The organism is Glycomyces sp. NPDC046736, assembly GCF_040645615.1.
Classification (GTDB): domain Bacteria; phylum Actinomycetota; class Actinomycetes; order Mycobacteriales; family Micromonosporaceae; genus Glycomyces.
In genome coordinates, this window is the sequence record NZ_JBEYYO010000006.1 from 15,629 (window position 1) to 31,147 (window position 15,519).

At 69.1% G+C, this 15,519-nt stretch carries 18 protein-coding genes and 1 tRNA gene; 15 read left to right on the plus strand and 4 right to left on the minus strand.

Going from position 1 to position 15,519, the window contains the following annotated elements; all coding sequences use genetic code 11:
• Positions 1 to 5 precede the first annotated feature (5 nt).
• The 10 genes from AB0B28_RS07945 to AB0B28_RS07990 all read left to right on the plus strand — a co-directional run bounded on the left by AB0B28_RS07945 (position 6) and on the right by AB0B28_RS07990 (position 6,851).
• Positions 6 to 467 (plus strand): hypothetical protein, encoded by a 462-nt coding sequence (locus AB0B28_RS07945; protein WP_360118362.1) that lies wholly within the window; start codon positions 6 to 8, stop codon positions 465 to 467.
• 50 nt (positions 468 to 517) lie between these two features.
• Positions 518 to 1,243 (plus strand): 16S rRNA (uracil(1498)-N(3))-methyltransferase, encoded by a 726-nt coding sequence (locus AB0B28_RS07950; RefSeq protein WP_360118365.1) that lies wholly within the window; start codon positions 518 to 520, stop codon positions 1,241 to 1,243.
• 83 nt (positions 1,244 to 1,326) lie between these two features.
• A complete protein-coding gene (locus tag AB0B28_RS07955; RefSeq protein ID WP_360118368.1) occupies positions 1,327 to 2,064 on the plus strand; it encodes a hypothetical protein in 738 nt (245 codons plus the stop codon).
• Between the two features lie 29 nt (positions 2,065 to 2,093).
• Positions 2,094 to 2,447, plus strand: coding sequence for an HIT domain-containing protein (locus AB0B28_RS07960; protein ID WP_360118371.1), 354 nt, complete (start codon positions 2,094 to 2,096; stop codon positions 2,445 to 2,447).
• 141 nt (positions 2,448 to 2,588) lie between these two features.
• The gene (locus tag AB0B28_RS07965) at positions 2,589 to 3,632 is read left to right on the plus strand and encodes a PhoH family protein (RefSeq protein WP_360118374.1); all 1,044 of its coding nucleotides are present in this window, start codon (positions 2,589 to 2,591) and stop codon (positions 3,630 to 3,632) included.
• On the plus strand, positions 3,610 to 4,080 hold the full coding sequence (ybeY, locus tag AB0B28_RS07970) for an rRNA maturation RNase YbeY (RefSeq protein ID WP_360118377.1): 471 nt from the start codon (positions 3,610 to 3,612) through the stop codon (positions 4,078 to 4,080). Before AB0B28_RS07965 ends, ybeY begins: the two co-directional genes overlap by 23 nt.
• Positions 4,081 to 4,086: 6 nt before the next feature.
• Positions 4,087 to 5,382 carry a hemolysin family protein gene (locus AB0B28_RS07975; protein ID WP_360118380.1) on the plus strand — a complete coding sequence of 432 codons (1,296 nt, stop codon included), beginning with the start codon at positions 4,087 to 4,089 and terminating at the stop codon, positions 5,380 to 5,382.
• Positions 5,375 to 5,713: a cytidine deaminase gene (locus tag AB0B28_RS07980; protein WP_360118383.1), complete on the plus strand. Its 339-nt coding sequence runs from the start codon at positions 5,375 to 5,377 to the stop codon at positions 5,711 to 5,713. Before AB0B28_RS07975 ends, AB0B28_RS07980 begins: the two co-directional genes overlap by 8 nt.
• Complete coding sequence (gene era / locus AB0B28_RS07985; RefSeq protein ID WP_360118386.1) at positions 5,706 to 6,605, plus strand: GTPase Era; 900 nt, start codon at positions 5,706 to 5,708, stop codon at positions 6,603 to 6,605. The genes AB0B28_RS07980 and era overlap by 8 nt, the downstream gene beginning before the upstream one ends.
• Positions 6,606 to 6,777: 172 nt before the next feature.
• Positions 6,778 to 6,851 (plus strand) — tRNA-Met (locus AB0B28_RS07990).
• Between the two features lie 82 nt (positions 6,852 to 6,933).
• Here the strand turns inward: AB0B28_RS07990 and AB0B28_RS07995 are convergent.
• Positions 6,934 to 7,389 (minus strand): MarR family transcriptional regulator, encoded by a 456-nt coding sequence (locus AB0B28_RS07995; protein ID WP_360118389.1) that lies wholly within the window; start codon positions 7,387 to 7,389, stop codon positions 6,934 to 6,936.
• A gap of 100 nt (positions 7,390 to 7,489) precedes the next feature.
• Here AB0B28_RS07995 and AB0B28_RS08000 point away from each other — a divergent pair, with 100 nt between their 5' ends.
• The 4 genes from AB0B28_RS08000 to AB0B28_RS08015 all read left to right on the plus strand — a co-directional run bounded on the left by AB0B28_RS08000 (position 7,490) and on the right by AB0B28_RS08015 (position 10,754).
• On the plus strand, positions 7,490 to 8,305 hold the full coding sequence (locus AB0B28_RS08000; RefSeq protein WP_360118392.1) for an alpha/beta hydrolase: 816 nt from the start codon (positions 7,490 to 7,492) through the stop codon (positions 8,303 to 8,305).
• A 44-nt stretch (positions 8,306 to 8,349) separates the two neighbouring features.
• Entirely contained in the window at positions 8,350 to 9,123 is a 774-nt protein-coding gene (locus AB0B28_RS08005) for a DinB family protein (RefSeq protein ID WP_360118395.1), read from the plus strand.
• 181 nt (positions 9,124 to 9,304) lie between these two features.
• Positions 9,305 to 10,138, plus strand: coding sequence for an RNA methyltransferase (locus AB0B28_RS08010; protein ID WP_360118398.1), 834 nt, complete (start codon positions 9,305 to 9,307; stop codon positions 10,136 to 10,138).
• A gap of 265 nt (positions 10,139 to 10,403) precedes the next feature.
• Complete coding sequence (locus AB0B28_RS08015) at positions 10,404 to 10,754, plus strand: Rv3235 family protein (protein ID WP_360118401.1); 351 nt, start codon at positions 10,404 to 10,406, stop codon at positions 10,752 to 10,754.
• Between the two features lie 52 nt (positions 10,755 to 10,806).
• On the opposite strand, the gene AB0B28_RS08020 is transcribed toward AB0B28_RS08015, so the two are convergent.
• From AB0B28_RS08020 to AB0B28_RS08030, 3 genes are read right to left on the minus strand one after another with little or no spacing between them, the layout of a single operon-like run.
• The gene (locus tag AB0B28_RS08020) at positions 10,807 to 12,894 is read right to left on the minus strand and encodes an iron ABC transporter permease (protein ID WP_360118794.1); all 2,088 of its coding nucleotides are present in this window, start codon (positions 12,892 to 12,894) and stop codon (positions 10,807 to 10,809) included.
• A 5-nt stretch (positions 12,895 to 12,899) separates the two neighbouring features.
• Positions 12,900 to 13,889, minus strand: a complete 990-nt coding sequence (locus AB0B28_RS08025; protein ID WP_360118404.1) for an iron-siderophore ABC transporter substrate-binding protein — start codon at positions 13,887 to 13,889, stop codon at positions 12,900 to 12,902.
• A gap of 10 nt (positions 13,890 to 13,899) precedes the next feature.
• Entirely contained in the window at positions 13,900 to 14,724 is an 825-nt protein-coding gene (locus AB0B28_RS08030; protein ID WP_360118407.1) for an ABC transporter ATP-binding protein, read from the minus strand.
• 263 nt (positions 14,725 to 14,987) lie between these two features.
• On the opposite strand from AB0B28_RS08030, the gene AB0B28_RS08035 reads away from it, so the two are divergent.
• Positions 14,988 to 15,260, plus strand: a complete 273-nt coding sequence (locus tag AB0B28_RS08035; RefSeq protein WP_360118410.1) for a helix-turn-helix domain-containing protein — start codon at positions 14,988 to 14,990, stop codon at positions 15,258 to 15,260.
• The last annotated feature ends 259 nt before the right edge of the window (positions 15,261 to 15,519 follow it).

The window sequence follows — 15,519 nt, forward strand, 5'->3', positions numbered from 1 at the left end:
TCTCGATGCCCGGTCTGGCAACCATCGTCACCGTCGTGCTGGTCGCGGCGGCCCTCGCCCTCGTCGTCATCGCACTGCGCCGCCGCCCCCGCGGCGGACCGAGGCGCGACGCCACCCCGCCCGCTGGCGGGCCCCAGATCGGCGAGCGCTGGCTCGCGGACGTGCCCTTCGCCGACGAGCCCCGCCGCTCCAAGGAACGCCCCGTCCTGGTGATCGGCTACTCCGGCCGCGGCTACTGGGCCCTCAAGTGCACCACCCAAGAGCCCCGCGACGCCGGGTGGCGCGTCGCCGCCCCCGCGAACCGCTGGGAACCGCCCGCCGACAAGGACGGCTGGGTCGACCTCGTCCCCAACCACCTCCCGCGCGCCCGCTTCGACCATTCCTTCGGTCGCATCGGCGACCAGGGCCTCTATCGCAAGATCACCGGCCGCCTGCGCTGGGAACGCGCCGTCGACTTCACCCGCTGAACGCGGACTAAGCTGTTCCGGTCAGCGACACGCCACCGAACAGGAGCCACGTGAGCGATCCGGTCTTCCTCGTCGACGCCCTGCCCTCCACCGACGAGTTCGTCCTCGACGGCCCCGAAGGGCACCACGCCGCCGACGTGCAGCGCCTCCAGCCCGGTGAGACCCTGCTCCTGTCCGACGGCGCCGGGGCGGTCGCCTCGGCGCGCGTGACCGCCGCCGAACGCGGATCGCTGCGCCTGGCCGTCCTCGAACGACGCACCCTCCCCGAGCCCGACCCCAAGCTCACCGTGGTCCAGGCCCTCCCCAAAGGCGACCGGGGCGAACGCGCCGTCCAGATGCTCACCGAGATCGGCGTCGACGAAGTGATCCCTTGGGCCGCATCGCGATCCATCGTCCAATGGAAAGGCCCCCGCGGCGACAAGGCCCGCGCCAAATGGACCGCCACCGCCCGCGAGGCCACCAAGCAGGCCCGCCGCGCCCGCCTCGCTCACGTGGCCGAACTCCACACCACCAAGCAGCTCGTGCAGCGCCTGCGCCAAGCCGCGCAGGTCCTGGTCCTCCACGAGAGCGCCACCGCTCCGCTCTCGGGCGTCGACCTCGCCGCGACCGGCGAGATCGCCCTCGTCATCGGCCCCGAAGGCTCCATCAGCCCCGACGAACTCGCCGCCCTCGCCGAATTCGGCCCCCCGATCCGCCTCGGCGACACCATCCTCAGAACCTCGACAGCAGGCCCGGCCGCCTTGGCAGTACTCCAAGCCCGTCTGGGGCGCTGGTAGCACCCGTTCGGGGGACCGTCCGTCTACTCCGGAACGACTAGCATCGAAGGAGCCTCGAACCCTCCGCACCCCTTGGGGATCCAATGAACGCTCCCGTTCGCGAGTCCCGACTCAACCGAGCCCACCTCATCGTCACCATCGTCACCTCGCTCGCCGCCGTCGGCCTCGGCGTCTTCAGCATCGTCAAACAGGACCAGGCACAGGAACTGACGGTCAACATCGAAGGCCTCAGCGACGACCTGAGCGCGATCGAATCCGAGCGCGACTCCTACTCCGCCCGCGTCGACGAACTCGAAGCCGAACTGGCCGACACCGGAGACGAGACCGGCGAGACCACCGTCTCCTCCCCGGCCGCACTCGACTTCGAGGACAACCTCGCCGTCGAGAACTGCACCAACTACCGCAGCAGCGGCGGCCAATGGAACACCGAACCCGTGCGCCTGGGAGGCCAGGAGTACACCGACGCCTTCTCCTGCGTCCCCTACATCACCGACGCGACCATCGCCGACGGGCGCAAATCCGTCGGCTACGTCGACTTCGCCGTGCCCGGCGGCGCCGAGCGCCTCACCGGAGTCGTCGGCATCGCCGACGACTCGGCCGACACCGCCATGGTCCTCGAGTTCATCGTCCTGCCCGTGCCCGAGACCGGCGAGCCGCTGTTCGCCCAGACCCTCAAATACGGCGACGTCCAGGAACTCGACCTCGACCTCAGCGGAACCAGTCGAGTCCGCTTCCAAGTCGAGATCGTCGACACCGAGGTGTACGGCGCGCTCACCGACGGCACCGCCACGGCCTCCTGGGCCGAGGTCCGCATGGCCTGAGACGCCCCGCGACCTCCTAGACTGTCCGCATGAACGACGCCGACTGCCTTTTCTGCAAGATCGTCGCCGGGGACATCCCCTCGACGAAGGTCGCCGAGACCGAACGGGTGCTCGCGTTCCGCGACATCCACCCCAAAGCGCCCGTCCACGTCCTGGTGATCCCGAAGGACCACTACGCGAACACCGCGGCCCTCGCCGCCGCCGACCCCGCGCTGGCCGGGGACCTCCTCGCCGTCGCGGCCGACGTCGCCGCGGCCGAAGGGGTCGACCAGAGCGGGTGGCGCCTGTTCGCCAACACCGGCGACGACGGCGGCCAAGACGTGTACCACGTCCACTTCCACGTCGTCGGGGGCAAACCGCTCGGACCGATGCTCGCGGCCTGAAATCACAACGGCGACCGGATTTCTCGTTGTTGCCCGCTCGCCGCAGCAACTACCATTGACCTACCGCAAGCGGCGGCCCCCGAGGCCGCCGAACTCTCACCTTTGGAAGCAGGTGGCGAACAGCCCTCGCGGGCGAAGCCTATGACCGACCGCTCTGACCACGCCCAGAACACCTCGACGATCACGTCCACGATCACCGTCGGCGACCAGAGCTCGCTCATGGCCCTGCTCGGCCGCGCCGACGAGAACCTGCGCTTCATCGAACGCCGCTTCCCCGGCGTCGACCTCCACGTGCGCGGGGACACCATCACCCTCACCGGCATCAACGGCGCGCCGCGCGCGGCCGAACGACTCGTGAAGGAGCTGCTCGCCTTGATCGAGAACGGCGAGGACGTCGACGCCGACGTCATCCGGCGCACCGAGAACATGCTCAAGGCCGCCCCCGGCGAGCGCCCCGCCGAGGTGCTCACCCAGAACATCATCTCCAAGCGCGGCAAGGCCATCCGGCCCAAGACCATCGGTCAGAAGCGCTACGTCGAGGCCATCGACGAGAACACGATCGTGTTCGGCATCGGCCCCGCCGGCACCGGCAAGACCTACCTGGCCATGGCCAAGGCCGTCCAGGCCCTCCAGGCCAAGGAGATCAACCGGATCATCCTCACCCGGCCCGCCGTCGAAGCCGGAGAGAAGCTCGGCTTCCTCCCCGGCACCCTCTTCGAGAAGATCGACCCCTACCTGCGCCCCCTCTACGACGCCCTCCACGACATGATCGACCCCGCCTCCATCCCCAAACTCATGGAAGCGGGCACGATCGAAGTCGCCCCCCTCGCATTCATGCGCGGAAGGACCCTCAACGACGCGTTCATCATTCTCGATGAGGCGCAGAACACCACGCCCGAGCAGATGAAGATGTTCCTCACCCGCCTCGGGTTCGGGTCCAAGATCGTCGTCACCGGTGACATCACTCAGGTCGACCTCCCCGGCCACGCGACCTCCGGGCTGCGCATGGTGCGCGACATCCTCGAAGGCCTCGACGACGTGCACTTCGCCACGCTCAGCGCCGACGATGTGGTCCGGCACCAGCTCGTCAGCGATATCGTGAACGCCTACGAGCGGTGGGACGCCCGAAGCGGCGACCCCAGGAAAGGGCAACGAGGAAACCGTGGGCATCGAGATCATCAATGAGTCCGGGACCGAAGTCGACGAGCCGGGCATCCGCGCCGTCGCCGACTTCGCCCTCAACGAGATGGGCGTCAACCCGCTCGCCGAGCTCTCGGTGCTCGTGGTCGACATCGACCACATGACCGAGCTCAACCGCCGCTGGATGGGCGGCACCGGGCCCACCGACGTCCTCTCGTTCCCGATGGACGACGCCATGCCCGGACGCCCCGACTCGACCGAACCGGGCACGCCGATCCTCGGCGACCTCGTGCTCTCGCCCGAGGTCGCCGCGGCCCAGGCCAAGGAGGCCGGGCACTCCACCGCCGACGAGCTGCACATGCTCACCGTCCACGGGGTGCTCCACATCCTCGGCTACGACCACGCCGAGCCCGAGCAGGCCAAGGAGATGTTCGGTCTCCAGAACCGCATGCTCGACTCCTGGCGGGCCAAACGAGTCGCGGCGGAGAGTTAGGACCCGATGTTCCCGTACTCGCTCCTGGCCGCGGCGATCGCACTGACCGCCGTCGCCGGGGCCGCGGCCGCTGTCGACTCGGCCCTCACCGCCGTCTCGCCCGCCCGCACCGCCGAGCTCGCCGAACAGCGCCGCAGAGGCGCCGAAGCGCTCGTCAAGGTCATCCACGACCTCCCCAGGCACCTCAACCTCCTGATCCTGCTGCGCCTGGCCTGCGAGGCCGCCGCGATCGCGATCGTGGCCGTGGTGGCGTTCGACGCCTGGAACGACTCCTGGCCGGCCGTGGGCATCTCGGCCGCGATCATGACCGTGGTCTCCTTCGTCGCCATCGGCGTCGGCCCCCGCACCCTCGGCCGCCAGCACGCCTATCCGATCGCGCTGGCCGCGGCCGGGCCGGTCTCGCTGCTCGGCACCGCGCTCGGGCCGCTCGCGAAGGTGCTCATCCTCCTCGGCAACGCCGTCACGCCCGGCAAGGGTTACCGCGAAGGGCCGTTCACGACCTCGGAGATCGAGATCCGCGAGATGGTCGACGCCGCCGAGGCGCAGGGGACGGTCGACCACGAGGAGCGCGACATGATCGCGTCCGTGTTCGCGCTCGGCGACACCGTGGCCCGCGAGGTCATGGTGCCGCGTACCGCGATGGTCTGGGTCGGGGCCGACATGCCCGCCGACGAGGCCAAGCGGGTCGCGCTGCGCTCGGGCTTCTCGCGCATCCCGGTCGTCGGCGAGGACCTCGACGACCTGCGCGGCGTGGTCTACCTCAAGGACCTCGCCCGCCTTGAAGGGGTCAACCCGCCCGTGTCCGAGGTGATGCGGGCCGTCTCGTTCGTCCCCGACTCCAAGCCGGTCGACGACCTGCTGCGCGACATGCAGACCGCGCGCATCCACATCGCCGCGGTCGTCGACGAGTACGGCGGCACCGCCGGGCTGGTGACCATCGAGGACATCCTGGAGGAGATCGTCGGCGAGATCACCGACGAGTACGACCAGGAGCTTCCGCCGGTCGCGTGGCTCGACGACCACACGGCCCGCGTCACCGCCCGCTACGCCGTCGAGGACCTCGCCGAGTTGTTCGACGTGGACCTGCCCGAGGTCGACGTGGACACCGTCGCCGGCCTGCTCGCGTCCGAGCTGGGCAAGGTCCCGCTCGCGGGCGACCGGGCCCGCATCGCCGGGCTCGACCTGACCGCCGAAGGCACCGTGGGGCGCCGCAACCGCATCGAGACGGTGCGCGTCGCGCGCCTGCCCGAAGACCCGCGGCCGCCCGCCGCGAACGATGAGAGGCACGAGATCAATGTCTGACCTGACCCTGGACGGCCTGGACGCCGAGGACGCGAAGCTCGTCACGCTCGCGCGCGGCGCGGCCGGACGCGTCCAGCAGCCCACGGGCGCGGCCGTGCGCGACGGCATCGGCCGCACCTACGCCTCGGCTGCGGTCGACCTGCCCTCGCTCAAGCTCAGCGCGCTCCAGGCCGCTGTCGCCCAGGCCTTCGCCGCGGGCGCCGACAAGCTCGAAGCCGCCGTCGTGTTCGGCGCCGCCGACGACGAGGACGGCCTCAAGGCCGCCAAAGAGATCAGTTCCGACCTGGCCGCGTACTCGGTCATCCGCAAAGAGGTGCACCGTCTTGTCTAGCAACGCATTCCGCGCCGGCTTCGCCTGCTTCGTAGGCCGCCCGAACGCCGGGAAGTCCACGCTCACGAACGCGATCATGGGCCAGAAGATCGCGATCACCTCCAAGCGGCCGCAGACCACGCGCCACGTGGTGCGCGCGATCCTCCACCGCCCGGACTCCCAGCTCATCCTGGTCGACACGCCCGGCCTCCACCGGCCGCGCACGCTGCTGGGCGAGCGGCTCAACGACCTGGTGCGCCAGACCTGGTCCGAGGTCGACGTGATCGGGCTGTGCCTGCCGGCCAACGAGAAGCCCGGCCCCGGCGACAAGTTCATCGCAGGCGAGATCGCCAAGCTCCACGCGAAGGTCGTCGCGGTCGTCACCAAGATCGACCTCGTCTCGAAGGACAACCTGGTCCGCCACCTGACGAACGTCGAGGCGCTCGCCGACTTCGCCGACATCGTGCCGGTCTCGGCCAAGCAGGGGGAGAACCTCGACACGCTGGTCGACGTGCTCTCGGGGCACCTGCCCGAGTCCCCGAAGCTGTACCCGGACGGGATGATCACCGAGGAGCCCGAGCGGGTCATGATGGCCGAGCTCATCCGCGAGGCCGCTCTCGAAGGCGTGCGCGACGAGCTCCCGCACTCGCTCGCGGTCGTGATCGAGGACGTCGAGGACGAGGAGTCCGAAGGCGGCCCCCGCAAGAAGATCTGGGCCGAGATCTACGTCGAGCGCGACAGCCAGAAGGGCATCATCATCGGCAAGGGCGGCGAACGCCTCAAGCGCGTCGGCACCAAGGCCCGCAAGGGCATCGCCCAACTCATCGGAGGCCGCGTCTACCTCGACCTCCACGTCCGAGTCGCCAAAGACTGGCAACGGGACCCCAAGCTCCTGGAACGCCTCGGCTTCTAACCAACCCGAGACGAACTCGCAGGCCCGGCCCGATGGGACCGGGCCTGCGGCGTCCCAAAAGCGAAGTCCATCCCCGAACACCCCAAAACCACCCCGAAAACCCACAGTGACCCCACTCACCCCACCCGCCTTGGCACCCCTCCCCAAAGCCATGTAAGCTTTAAACATACGGCGCGGGATAGAGCAGCTCGGTAGCTCGCCAGGCTCATAACCTGGAGGTCGGTGGTTCAAATCCGCCTCCCGCTACTATGAAATACCAGGTGAGAGCCGGTTTCCTCGGAAGAGGGGGCCGGCTCTTTTGGGTTTTGCTCGTCTTTTGCTTGCGTGGTCAGGTGTCGATTCGGGTCAGGGCGCTTGGGTTGAGGTGGGTGGCCAGTAGGCGTAGTGCGTCTTTGACCTCGTTGAGTTGGGTGGGGTCTTCGAGGGCGGCGGTGAGGATGGGGTCGATGTCGGCGGCGCGGACCTTGGCGACTCGGGTGGAGACCCGGCCTGCGGGGCGGATGAGGGTTCGGCGGCGGTCGGTCGGGTCGGGTTCGCTTTCTACCGCGCCGGCTTCGCGCAGGCGGGCGACGCAGGCCGAGACCTTGCTTTGGGGGAACCCGGTCCGGGCGGCGATGTCCTTGATCGGTGTGCCGGGGTGGGCTTTGATGTCGGCCGCGACGATGATCACCGACTGCTCGCTGGTGCCGTAGACGCCGATGCCCTCGGTCGGGATGGCGGCCTCGCCGAGCTTCATGAGGGTGCGGCCCAACAGGGCCAGTTCCATGCCGTTCACGTCGAACATAATACATCATGACTGATGCATCACAAGAGATGTGTCAATCTTGATGCATCAGAAAAGATGCAATATCGTGGAGTCCATCGAACCCCATCAAGGAGGACCCATGATCACCGGCCTGCTTCCCGTCGACGGCGCGACCATCTACTTCGAGCAGCGCGGCACCGGCCCGCTCATGCTCATCTCCCAAAGCGGCGAAGGCGACGCCCAGCGCTCCGTCGACCTCGTCGACGCCCTTGAGGACGACTTCACCTGCCTCACCTACGACCGCCGGGGTCTGTCGCGCAGCCCCGTCGAGGACCCTCAGGTCGCCATCGCCGACCACGCCGAGGACGCCCGCAGTCTCCTCGCCCACCTCGCCGACGGCCCGGCTTTCATGCTCGGTTGCAGCTTCGGCGCCGTCATCGGCCTCCACCTGGCCGCCGACCACCCTGAGCACATCGCGACGCTCATCGCCCACGAACCGGTCGCCCCCTGGCTCCTGCCTCCGGATGCGGCCGCAGCGCACCGCCGCGAACTCGCCGACCTCCAGCACCTCTACGCCGCAGACGGACTCATGGCGGCGCTGCCGGCCATCGCCGCCTCACTTGGCATCGACCCCGCAGGTCCGACCGAACCCGACCTGACCCCGCAACCCATGAACGACCAGCGCCGGACCAACTTCGCGCACTTCATCACGAACGAATTCACCGCCATCCGCACCGACCCCGGCTGCCTCAGCCAGCTCGACGCGACCACCGCCGCCATCATCCCCGCCGCTGGAGTCACCACCCCGCGAACCGCCTTCGACTACCAGGCCGCCCTCCACCTCGCCGAGCTGCTCAACCGACCCCTCACCACCCTCCCAGCCGGCCACAACGGCAACCTCACCCACCCCCGAGCCTGGGCAAACCAACTCCGCACTCTCCTCAACACCCGCTGAACGCATCGAGGTGGGTTGTCGGTGGGGTGGGGGAGGATGGGCCCATGACAGCGAGGTTCGAGGGCGCCGATTTCCGTGGCGCGGTGTTTCAGTCGGTGGACTTGTCGGGGGCGGTGTTTCGGGACTGCGATTTGAGCCGGGTTCGGATCACGGGGTCGGCGATTCCCGAGTTGCGGGTGTCGGGGCATGGCGGGGAGATCGATCGGTTCGTGGTCAACGATGTCGACGTGACCGATTTCGTGCAGGGCGAGCTCGATCGGCGCTATCCCGAGCGGGTGCGGTTGCGGGCGGTGCGGACTCCTGACGACTTCCGGTCGATGTGGAAGGAGCTTGAGCGGCTCTGGCAGGAGGCGATCGCCCGGGCCGAGCGGTTGCCGGAGGCGGTTCGGTTCGAGCGGGTCGATGAGGAGTGGTCGTTCGCTGAGACGTTGCGGCACTTGACTTTCGCCATCGACGTCTGGGTGGGGCGCATGGCGAGGGGAGAGGAGCGGCCGTTCCATCCGATCGGGATGCCGACCGGGGACTATCCGGCCGAGGCGGCGCGGGGGATCGGTGTCGATGTCGAGGCTCGGCCGTCGTGGGACGAGATCGTGGAGGTCCACGCCGGTCGGGCGGCGATGATGCGCGAGGCGGTCGCGGCGCTGACCGACGCGGAGTTCGAGCGGGTCGTCTCCGCTGAGCCCGCCCCGACCTGGGGCGTGGCGACGCGATCGGTCGGTCGGTGCCTACGGGTGGTGCTCAACGAGCACTGCGAGCACCGTCGGTTCGCCTTGCGGGACCTGGCGATCCTCGAAGGCTCCGCTGACGATTCGGCCTGAGCGGCCCGCCGACCCTCCTTGCTTTCGGCTCAGCGCGCCTGAGGTCGCGCCGCCGAGAAAAGCGGTTGAGTCTCGCGAACCTTGAAAGTTACGCTGAGCTTCAACCCTGGCGATCACGGAGCGACTCGCGATCCCATTGCGAAGCATGGAAAGCGACGTCGCGCGGTCTCGCCTGCCCTCGGTGAGCACAAGAGAGATGGCGACGAGGATGGAACTGCGGCACATCGGAGTCGGCCATCCTGCCGTCAAGGACATTCTGCACATCGCAAGGAACACCGCGCCCAATCGATTCAACCTCGTTGTGGCCGAAGGTCTGTGGGCGATCGAGCTGGCGTTGGATCTGGGTCTGCGTATCGACAAGTTCTATTACACGCCCGAGCTCGTCAGATCCTCGAACGCCGCGAACAAAGCCGCCCAGGCCGCCGAACGCGCCTATCGCGCCTATGAGGTCTCCGAGAAGACCATGAGGCGAATGTCCGAACGCGACGCTCCCGAAGGCCTCCTGGCGACCGTCGAGATGCCGCGATGGGAACCCGAGGACGTCGCTTTGAGCGACGACGCGCTCATCGTCGTATCAGACGGCATCGAGATCCCCGGCAACCTCGGGACCCTGCTCAGAACCGCAGAAGGGGCGGGCGCCGAGCTGCTGGTGATGGCCAACCGGCGAACCCGCATGTCCCATCCGAAGGTCTTCCGCGGCTCCAAGGGCATGAGCCTGCGTGTGCCCCATGTGGAGTTCGACGACGTGACCGAGGCGATCGATTGGCTCAAGGGCCGAGGTGTACGCGTCTATCTGGCCGACACCGACAAGTCCACGAACTACCGCCGCATGGACTACTCCGGACCGACCGCCCTCGTGCTCGGCAACGAGCGCTACGGCATCTCGAAGCCTTGGTACGACCACGGTTTCGAGCAGATCGGCATCCCCATGCTCGGCATCGCCGACTCGCTGAACGTGTCCGTATCGGCCTCGGTCCTCATCTACGAAGCCCGCGCCCGCAAAGACGGCTGGTAGGCGACTTCCCCGCATTCCGGGGCCTGAGAACACGACTCGACGGGGAGCGCTAAAAAACTTCGATTTGTAGGTTCCCTACAGCGCGCGGGAACTTACGGTTGTCGCTGTGTCGCTTATGGGTCGGACGAGGGTTCCTCGGATGGGATGGCATCGACAAGAGTCAGCTTGGGGCGCAACCATGATCACTTTTGGTGTGCTTGACTTCACTGATTGTGGTGCTTAGGTTCGTCCTCGATACGATCGACTCGTTCCTCCCGGAGGATGTATGCGCTGCAACAAGATTGCCGCTGTTCCGAACCCGCGCCAGGCCGTCAGCTATTCGACGTTCTTCCTCAATGTGCTGACCGGCAGGAAGCCTGCCGCCGAGGCCCGGCTGTTCGCCACCGAGGAAGGGTGGGCCTCGTTCGCGCGGATCAGGAGGCGGGTGCCGATGCGGTTCCGGCAGGTGCGCGTGGTCAAGGCGACCTTCCCCGCGCACCGGACCGCTGAGGTGGTCGCCATGGTCGAGGACGGGGCCACGCATCGGGCGATGACGTTGACCTTCACCGCGACCGACCACGGCTGGCGCCTTATCCACTGCGACCTCATCGACCCCGCGATGCGCAGGTTCGCCTAGCACTCCAATGCGACTGAGGCCGCCGAGTCATCGACTCGGCGGCCTCGCGCGTCTATGCGGTGCGGGTTCTCGTCCTCCACAGCAGCCACACGAAGTACGGCGTGCCGATGAGGGCGCAGACCAGGCCCGCCGGGATCTGGGCTGGGGCGATCACCGTGCGGCCCAATGTGTCGGCGATGCTCACCAGCAGTACTCCGATGAGGACCGACACCGGCAGCACCCGGGTGTGGCGGCTGCCGACCAGGCCCCTGGCCAGGTGCGGCGCGACCAGGCCCACGAAGCCGATCACCCCGACCACGGCCACGGCCGCGGCAGTGAGGATCGCGGCCGCGCCCAGCAGGAGCAGCCGGGTGCGTTCGAGCCGCACGCCGAGCGTCCGCGGGGTGTCGTCGTCGAGTGTGAGGAGGTCGATCTCCTTGCGGTGCGCGATGATCAGCGGCAGGACCACCACGAGCGCGGCCACCAGCGGGATGAGCCGGTCGGTCGTGCGTCCGTACGTGGTGCCCGAGAGCCAGGTCATCGCCTTCGGGGTGTTCCACGGGTCCGACGCGAGGATGATCAGCACGATCGCGGCCATCCCGATCGACCACACCCCGATCCCGATGAGCACCAGGCGGGACGTGTCGAGCCCGCCGCGCCACGCCAGCGCGTACACCAGCGCGAACGCGCCGAGCCCGCCGATCGCGGCGAAGGCCGTCACGGTCCAGGCCCCGGCCGAGGGCATCCAGGTGATGAGCGTGACCGCGCCGATGCCGGCCCCGGCGGTGACGCCGAGGAGGCCTGGTTCGGCGAGCGGATTGCGAAGCACCCCTTGGGTCACCGCGCCCGAGCAAGCGAGTGCGGCCCCGGCGAGGACCGCGGCGAGCACGCGCGGGAAGCGCTGGTCGATGATCCACGTGTAGGAGGACCCGGTGGCGCCGGTGATCCAGTTCCACAGGTCGCCGCCGAGGAGCATCGTGTCGCCCGAGAGCATCCCCGCGAACAGCGCCGCGAGGGAGGCGGCGGCGAGCCCGGTCACGATGAAGCCGAACGCGAGCCTGCTGCGGCCCGCGGCGCCGTGGAGGATCGCGGGCCGGTCGGCCGAGCCGCCGGAGGTCACCGAGCGTGCGAGCCAGACCATCACGATCGCGCCCAGGAGGGCGGTGGTGACGCCGACCGGGATCTCGAAGCTCTTGTCGGCGCTCAGCAGTGCCCGCATCGCGTAGTCGGCGCCGACGACCACGAGCGCGCCGCACAGGGCCGCGAAGGGGATGAGCGCGCGGTGGGCGAACAGTCCGGGGAGTCTGCGGGCGATCTGCCTGGCGATGACGGGGGCGGCGAGGCCGACGAAGCCGACGGGGCCGGCGACGGCGACGGCGCACGCGGCCAGCAGCAGCGAGCACACCACGGCGATGGTGCGGGTGCGCCGCACGTGGACGCCGAGGCTGGCGGCGGTGTCGTCGCCCAGGCGCAGGAGGTCGAGCCGGGGTGCGAGGAGCATGGCGATGACGATCGCGGCGATCACGATCGGGACGGACTGCGTCACGGCCCCGAAGCTGGTGAGGTTGAGATTGCCCGAGCCCCAGGCGAACAGGCCCGTGGTCTGCTCTTGGAACAGGATGATCAGGAGCGAGACCATCGAGTTCGCGGCCATGGCGGTGGCCGATCCGGCGAGGATGAGCCGGGTGGTGGCCGATTCGCCGCCGCCCGCGGCGAGCGCGAGCACGAGTCCGGCGGTGGCGATCGCGCCCGCGAAGGCGACGCCGATGCCCGACAGCAGCGGGAGGCTGATCCCGAAGGCCGCCACCACGGTCACGGCCAGGTAGGCCCCGGCGTTGACCGCGAGCGTGTCGGGGCTGGCGAGCGGGTTGCGCGCCACCGATTGCAGGAGCACCCCGGACGCGCCGAGGGCGACTCCGACGAGCACGGCGGCGGCCAGGCGCGGCAGGCGGGCTCCGGTCAGGACGTTCCACACGCTCTGGTCACCGGAGCCGAAGACGAGGCCGACGACGTCGCGCACGCCGAATTCGGAGGTCCCGACCGTCAGGTGCAGGGCGGCGAGGACGACCAGGGCGGCGACGGCGAGCGCGAACACCGCCGCGACGGTGAAGCGTCGCGGCGGGTTCGCGGTGGGTGCCCCGGCGCTCGCCGGGGCGCTCACGGTGCTCAACTCGCGTAGACCTCGGCGAGGTAGTCGAGGATGGCCTCCGAGGAGCGGGGGCCGCCGAAGGTCCAGACGCTGTGCGGCAGTTCGTAGAGCTCGCCGTCCTGGACGAACTTCAGGCCGTCCCAGATCGGGTTGCCGACGAGCTTCTCGTTGAAGATGTTGTCGTTGTAGGAGTTGTTGTAGATGAACTTGAGGTCGGTGTCGGTGTACTGGGCCATGCCCTCGACGTCGGTGCCGCCCAGGCCCCATGCGCCGTCGGTCTCGCCGGTCCAGGCGTTCTCCAGGCCCACGGCGGTGCCGAGCGCGCCCACGACCGAGCCGGGGCCGAAGGGCCGGATGGAGATCGCGTCGCCTTCGACCCAGCCGTCGGCGTAGAGCAGCGGGATGTCGCCGGTGCCGGCGGCCTCGATGGCGGCGGCGGTGTCGGCGATCTTGGTCTCGAACTCGGTCCACAGCGCGGCGGCTTCGTCGGTCTTGCCGAGCAGTTCGGCGATCATGTCGACGTCGCGCTTCATGCGGGCGAGGTTGTCGGTCTCGTTGGAGCCCTCCACGACCAGGACGGGCACGAACTCTTCGATCGAGCCGATGAGCTCCTGGTCGTCGGTCTCCATGACCACGAGGTCGGCGTTGAGGCCGGCGATCGCGTCGACCGAGGGCTCCTGGCGGGTCCCGACGTCGGTGACAGTGTCGTCCAGGGGCGCCGAGGCGCCGACCCACGTGTTGTAGCCCTCGAGGTCGGCCGCGCCGACGGGCATGACGTCGAGGCTGGCGACGATCTCGACCTCGGCCCATTCGAGCGCCACGACCTTCTCGGCGGGGGCGTCGAGTTCGACGGTGCGGCCGAGGAAGTCGGTGACCGAGACGGGCCCGGCGTCGGAGCCCTTCTTCTCGTCGTCGCCGCCTTCGGTGGTGCCGCACGCGGCGGCGGCCAGCAGCACGGTGGCGAGTGCCGCGGGCACGGCGGATCGCTTGAGGTGGGGGAGTCGCATCGGGTTCCTTCTATTCGGTGGTGGTGCTCGCGAGCCTGCGGGTGTGCCGGCCGATGGGCCGGGCCGTGAGCAGGCCGGTGGCGGGATCGGCGTCGACGCGGATGTCGATGCCGTAAGCGGCGGTGAGGTTCTCGGCGGTGAGGACCTCGGCGGGGGTGCCGGCGGCCCTGACGCGGCCGTCGTGGAGCAGGACCGCGTGGTCGGCGACCGCGGCGGCCTGGTCGAGGTCGTGGAGGACGACGCCGACGGCGGTGCCGTGGTCGTCTGCCAGGTCCCTCACGAGGTCGAGGATCTCGACCTGATAGCGCAGGTCGAGGTGGTTGGTGGGCTCGTCCAACAGCAGCACGCCGGTGTCCTGGGCGAGGCAGGAGGCGAGCCAGACGCGTTGGCGCTCACCGCCGGAGAGCGCTTCGACGCCCTTGTCGGCCATGTCCTCGACGCCGCAGATGCGCATCGCGTGCTGGATCTTGGCCGGGCCTTCGGCGTCGCCGTGCCGCCAGCGTCCGCGGTGGGGGTGGCGTCCGTAGCCGACGACGTCGATCACGCGGATGCCGCCGGGGACGGGCCGGGACTGGGACAGGAGCGCGACGCGGCGGGCGAAGTCCTTGGGGCTGAGCGCGGTGGCGTCGGCGCCGTCGGGGAAGTCGACGGTGCCCTGGTCGGCCTTGTGGAGGCGCGCGAGGGAGCGCAGGAGGGTGGACTTGCCCGAGCCGTTGGGACCGAGCAGGGCCGTGACGCGGCCACCGCGGAGGTCGATGTCGGCGTCGTGGACGACGGTCTCGCCGAAATAGGCGAGTCGGAGGGCGCGGCCGTTCAAGCCGACGTCATCTGGCATGTAGGCAAGGCTAACCTATCTCATGTTCGACTGCATCTCGGCTGGTAGGCGCCCCGCGGGTCGGTCACAGCGGCGCCGGGACCTGCAATGAGTCCCGTTCGCGCCCAAACGGATCATCGACCGGTGAGGACTCGCACACCACGCGTAAGAGTGAAATCCGGCGCGGCACTCTGGACTTGACCGTGCCGGGTGGGGTCGACTGGTCCTTGGCGGCGTCGCGCCGATGCACCCCGTGTCGGTGCGGTCCGCCGGAGAGGACGAACATGACACCGAATGCGAAGGTGGGGCCTTCGAGTGTCGTCATCGACGAGATCTGGACGGTCGAGCGCGTGAAGTCGCTCGGAGTGATGACGAATGTCGAGACGGCCGCCCAGATTCTCGGGATCGGCAGGACGGTCGCGTACAGGCTGGCCAAGGACGGTGACTTCCCCGTCCAGGTCCTTCGGATCGGCCACAGCTACCGGGTCCCGGTGCTGCGGCTGCTCGAACTGCTCGGCGCACCTGACGCGCCGATCGAGAACCGGATGGTCCACTAGCGGACGCCGGGCGGCGCCGCCGCATCAGGGGAGGAATGCGACGGCGCCGTCCGGCGTCTCTCAGCGCTTCTTGCGCTTGTCCTTGTGGGTGAAGATTTACGGGATAAGAACCGAGAATGAGGGAGCCCGACCGCCGGTGCTGGAGCGTGGCGGCCGGGCTCGTCTTCGGCGTACCTCACCAAGATCATCTTTGGGGGGTTCGACACCCGACCGAGTGAATGGGCCCCGGGGATGCCCATGACCCCGGGGCCTGCCCGGC

Bases quoted from the DNA above. Each gene is read 5' to 3' on its own strand.
- AB0B28_RS07980 (WP_360118383.1), top strand. From the start codon at position 5,375: ATGTCTGACCTGACCCTGGACGGCCTGGACGCCGAGGACGCGAAGCTC.
- AB0B28_RS08025 (WP_360118404.1), bottom strand. From the start codon at position 13,889: ATGCGACTCCCCCACCTCAAGCGATCCGCCGTGCCCGCGGCACTCGCC.
- AB0B28_RS08015 (WP_360118401.1), top strand. From the start codon at position 10,404: ATGCGCTGCAACAAGATTGCCGCTGTTCCGAACCCGCGCCAGGCCGTC.
- AB0B28_RS07960 (WP_360118371.1), top strand. From the start codon at position 2,094: ATGAACGACGCCGACTGCCTTTTCTGCAAGATCGTCGCCGGGGACATC.
- AB0B28_RS07945 (WP_360118362.1), top strand. From the start codon at position 6: ATGCCCGGTCTGGCAACCATCGTCACCGTCGTGCTGGTCGCGGCGGCC.
- AB0B28_RS07955 (WP_360118368.1), top strand. From the start codon at position 1,327: ATGAACGCTCCCGTTCGCGAGTCCCGACTCAACCGAGCCCACCTCATC.
- AB0B28_RS08030 (WP_360118407.1), bottom strand. From the start codon at position 14,724: ATGCCAGATGACGTCGGCTTGAACGGCCGCGCCCTCCGACTCGCCTAT.
- AB0B28_RS08035 (WP_360118410.1), top strand. From the start codon at position 14,988: ATGACACCGAATGCGAAGGTGGGGCCTTCGAGTGTCGTCATCGACGAG.
- AB0B28_RS07995 (WP_360118389.1), bottom strand. From the start codon at position 7,389: ATGTTCGACGTGAACGGCATGGAACTGGCCCTGTTGGGCCGCACCCTC.
- AB0B28_RS07975 (WP_360118380.1), top strand. From the start codon at position 4,087: ATGTTCCCGTACTCGCTCCTGGCCGCGGCGATCGCACTGACCGCCGTC.
- AB0B28_RS08000 (WP_360118392.1), top strand. From the start codon at position 7,490: ATGATCACCGGCCTGCTTCCCGTCGACGGCGCGACCATCTACTTCGAG.
- AB0B28_RS08005 (WP_360118395.1), top strand. From the start codon at position 8,350: ATGACAGCGAGGTTCGAGGGCGCCGATTTCCGTGGCGCGGTGTTTCAG.
- AB0B28_RS07965 (WP_360118374.1), top strand. From the start codon at position 2,589: ATGACCGACCGCTCTGACCACGCCCAGAACACCTCGACGATCACGTCC.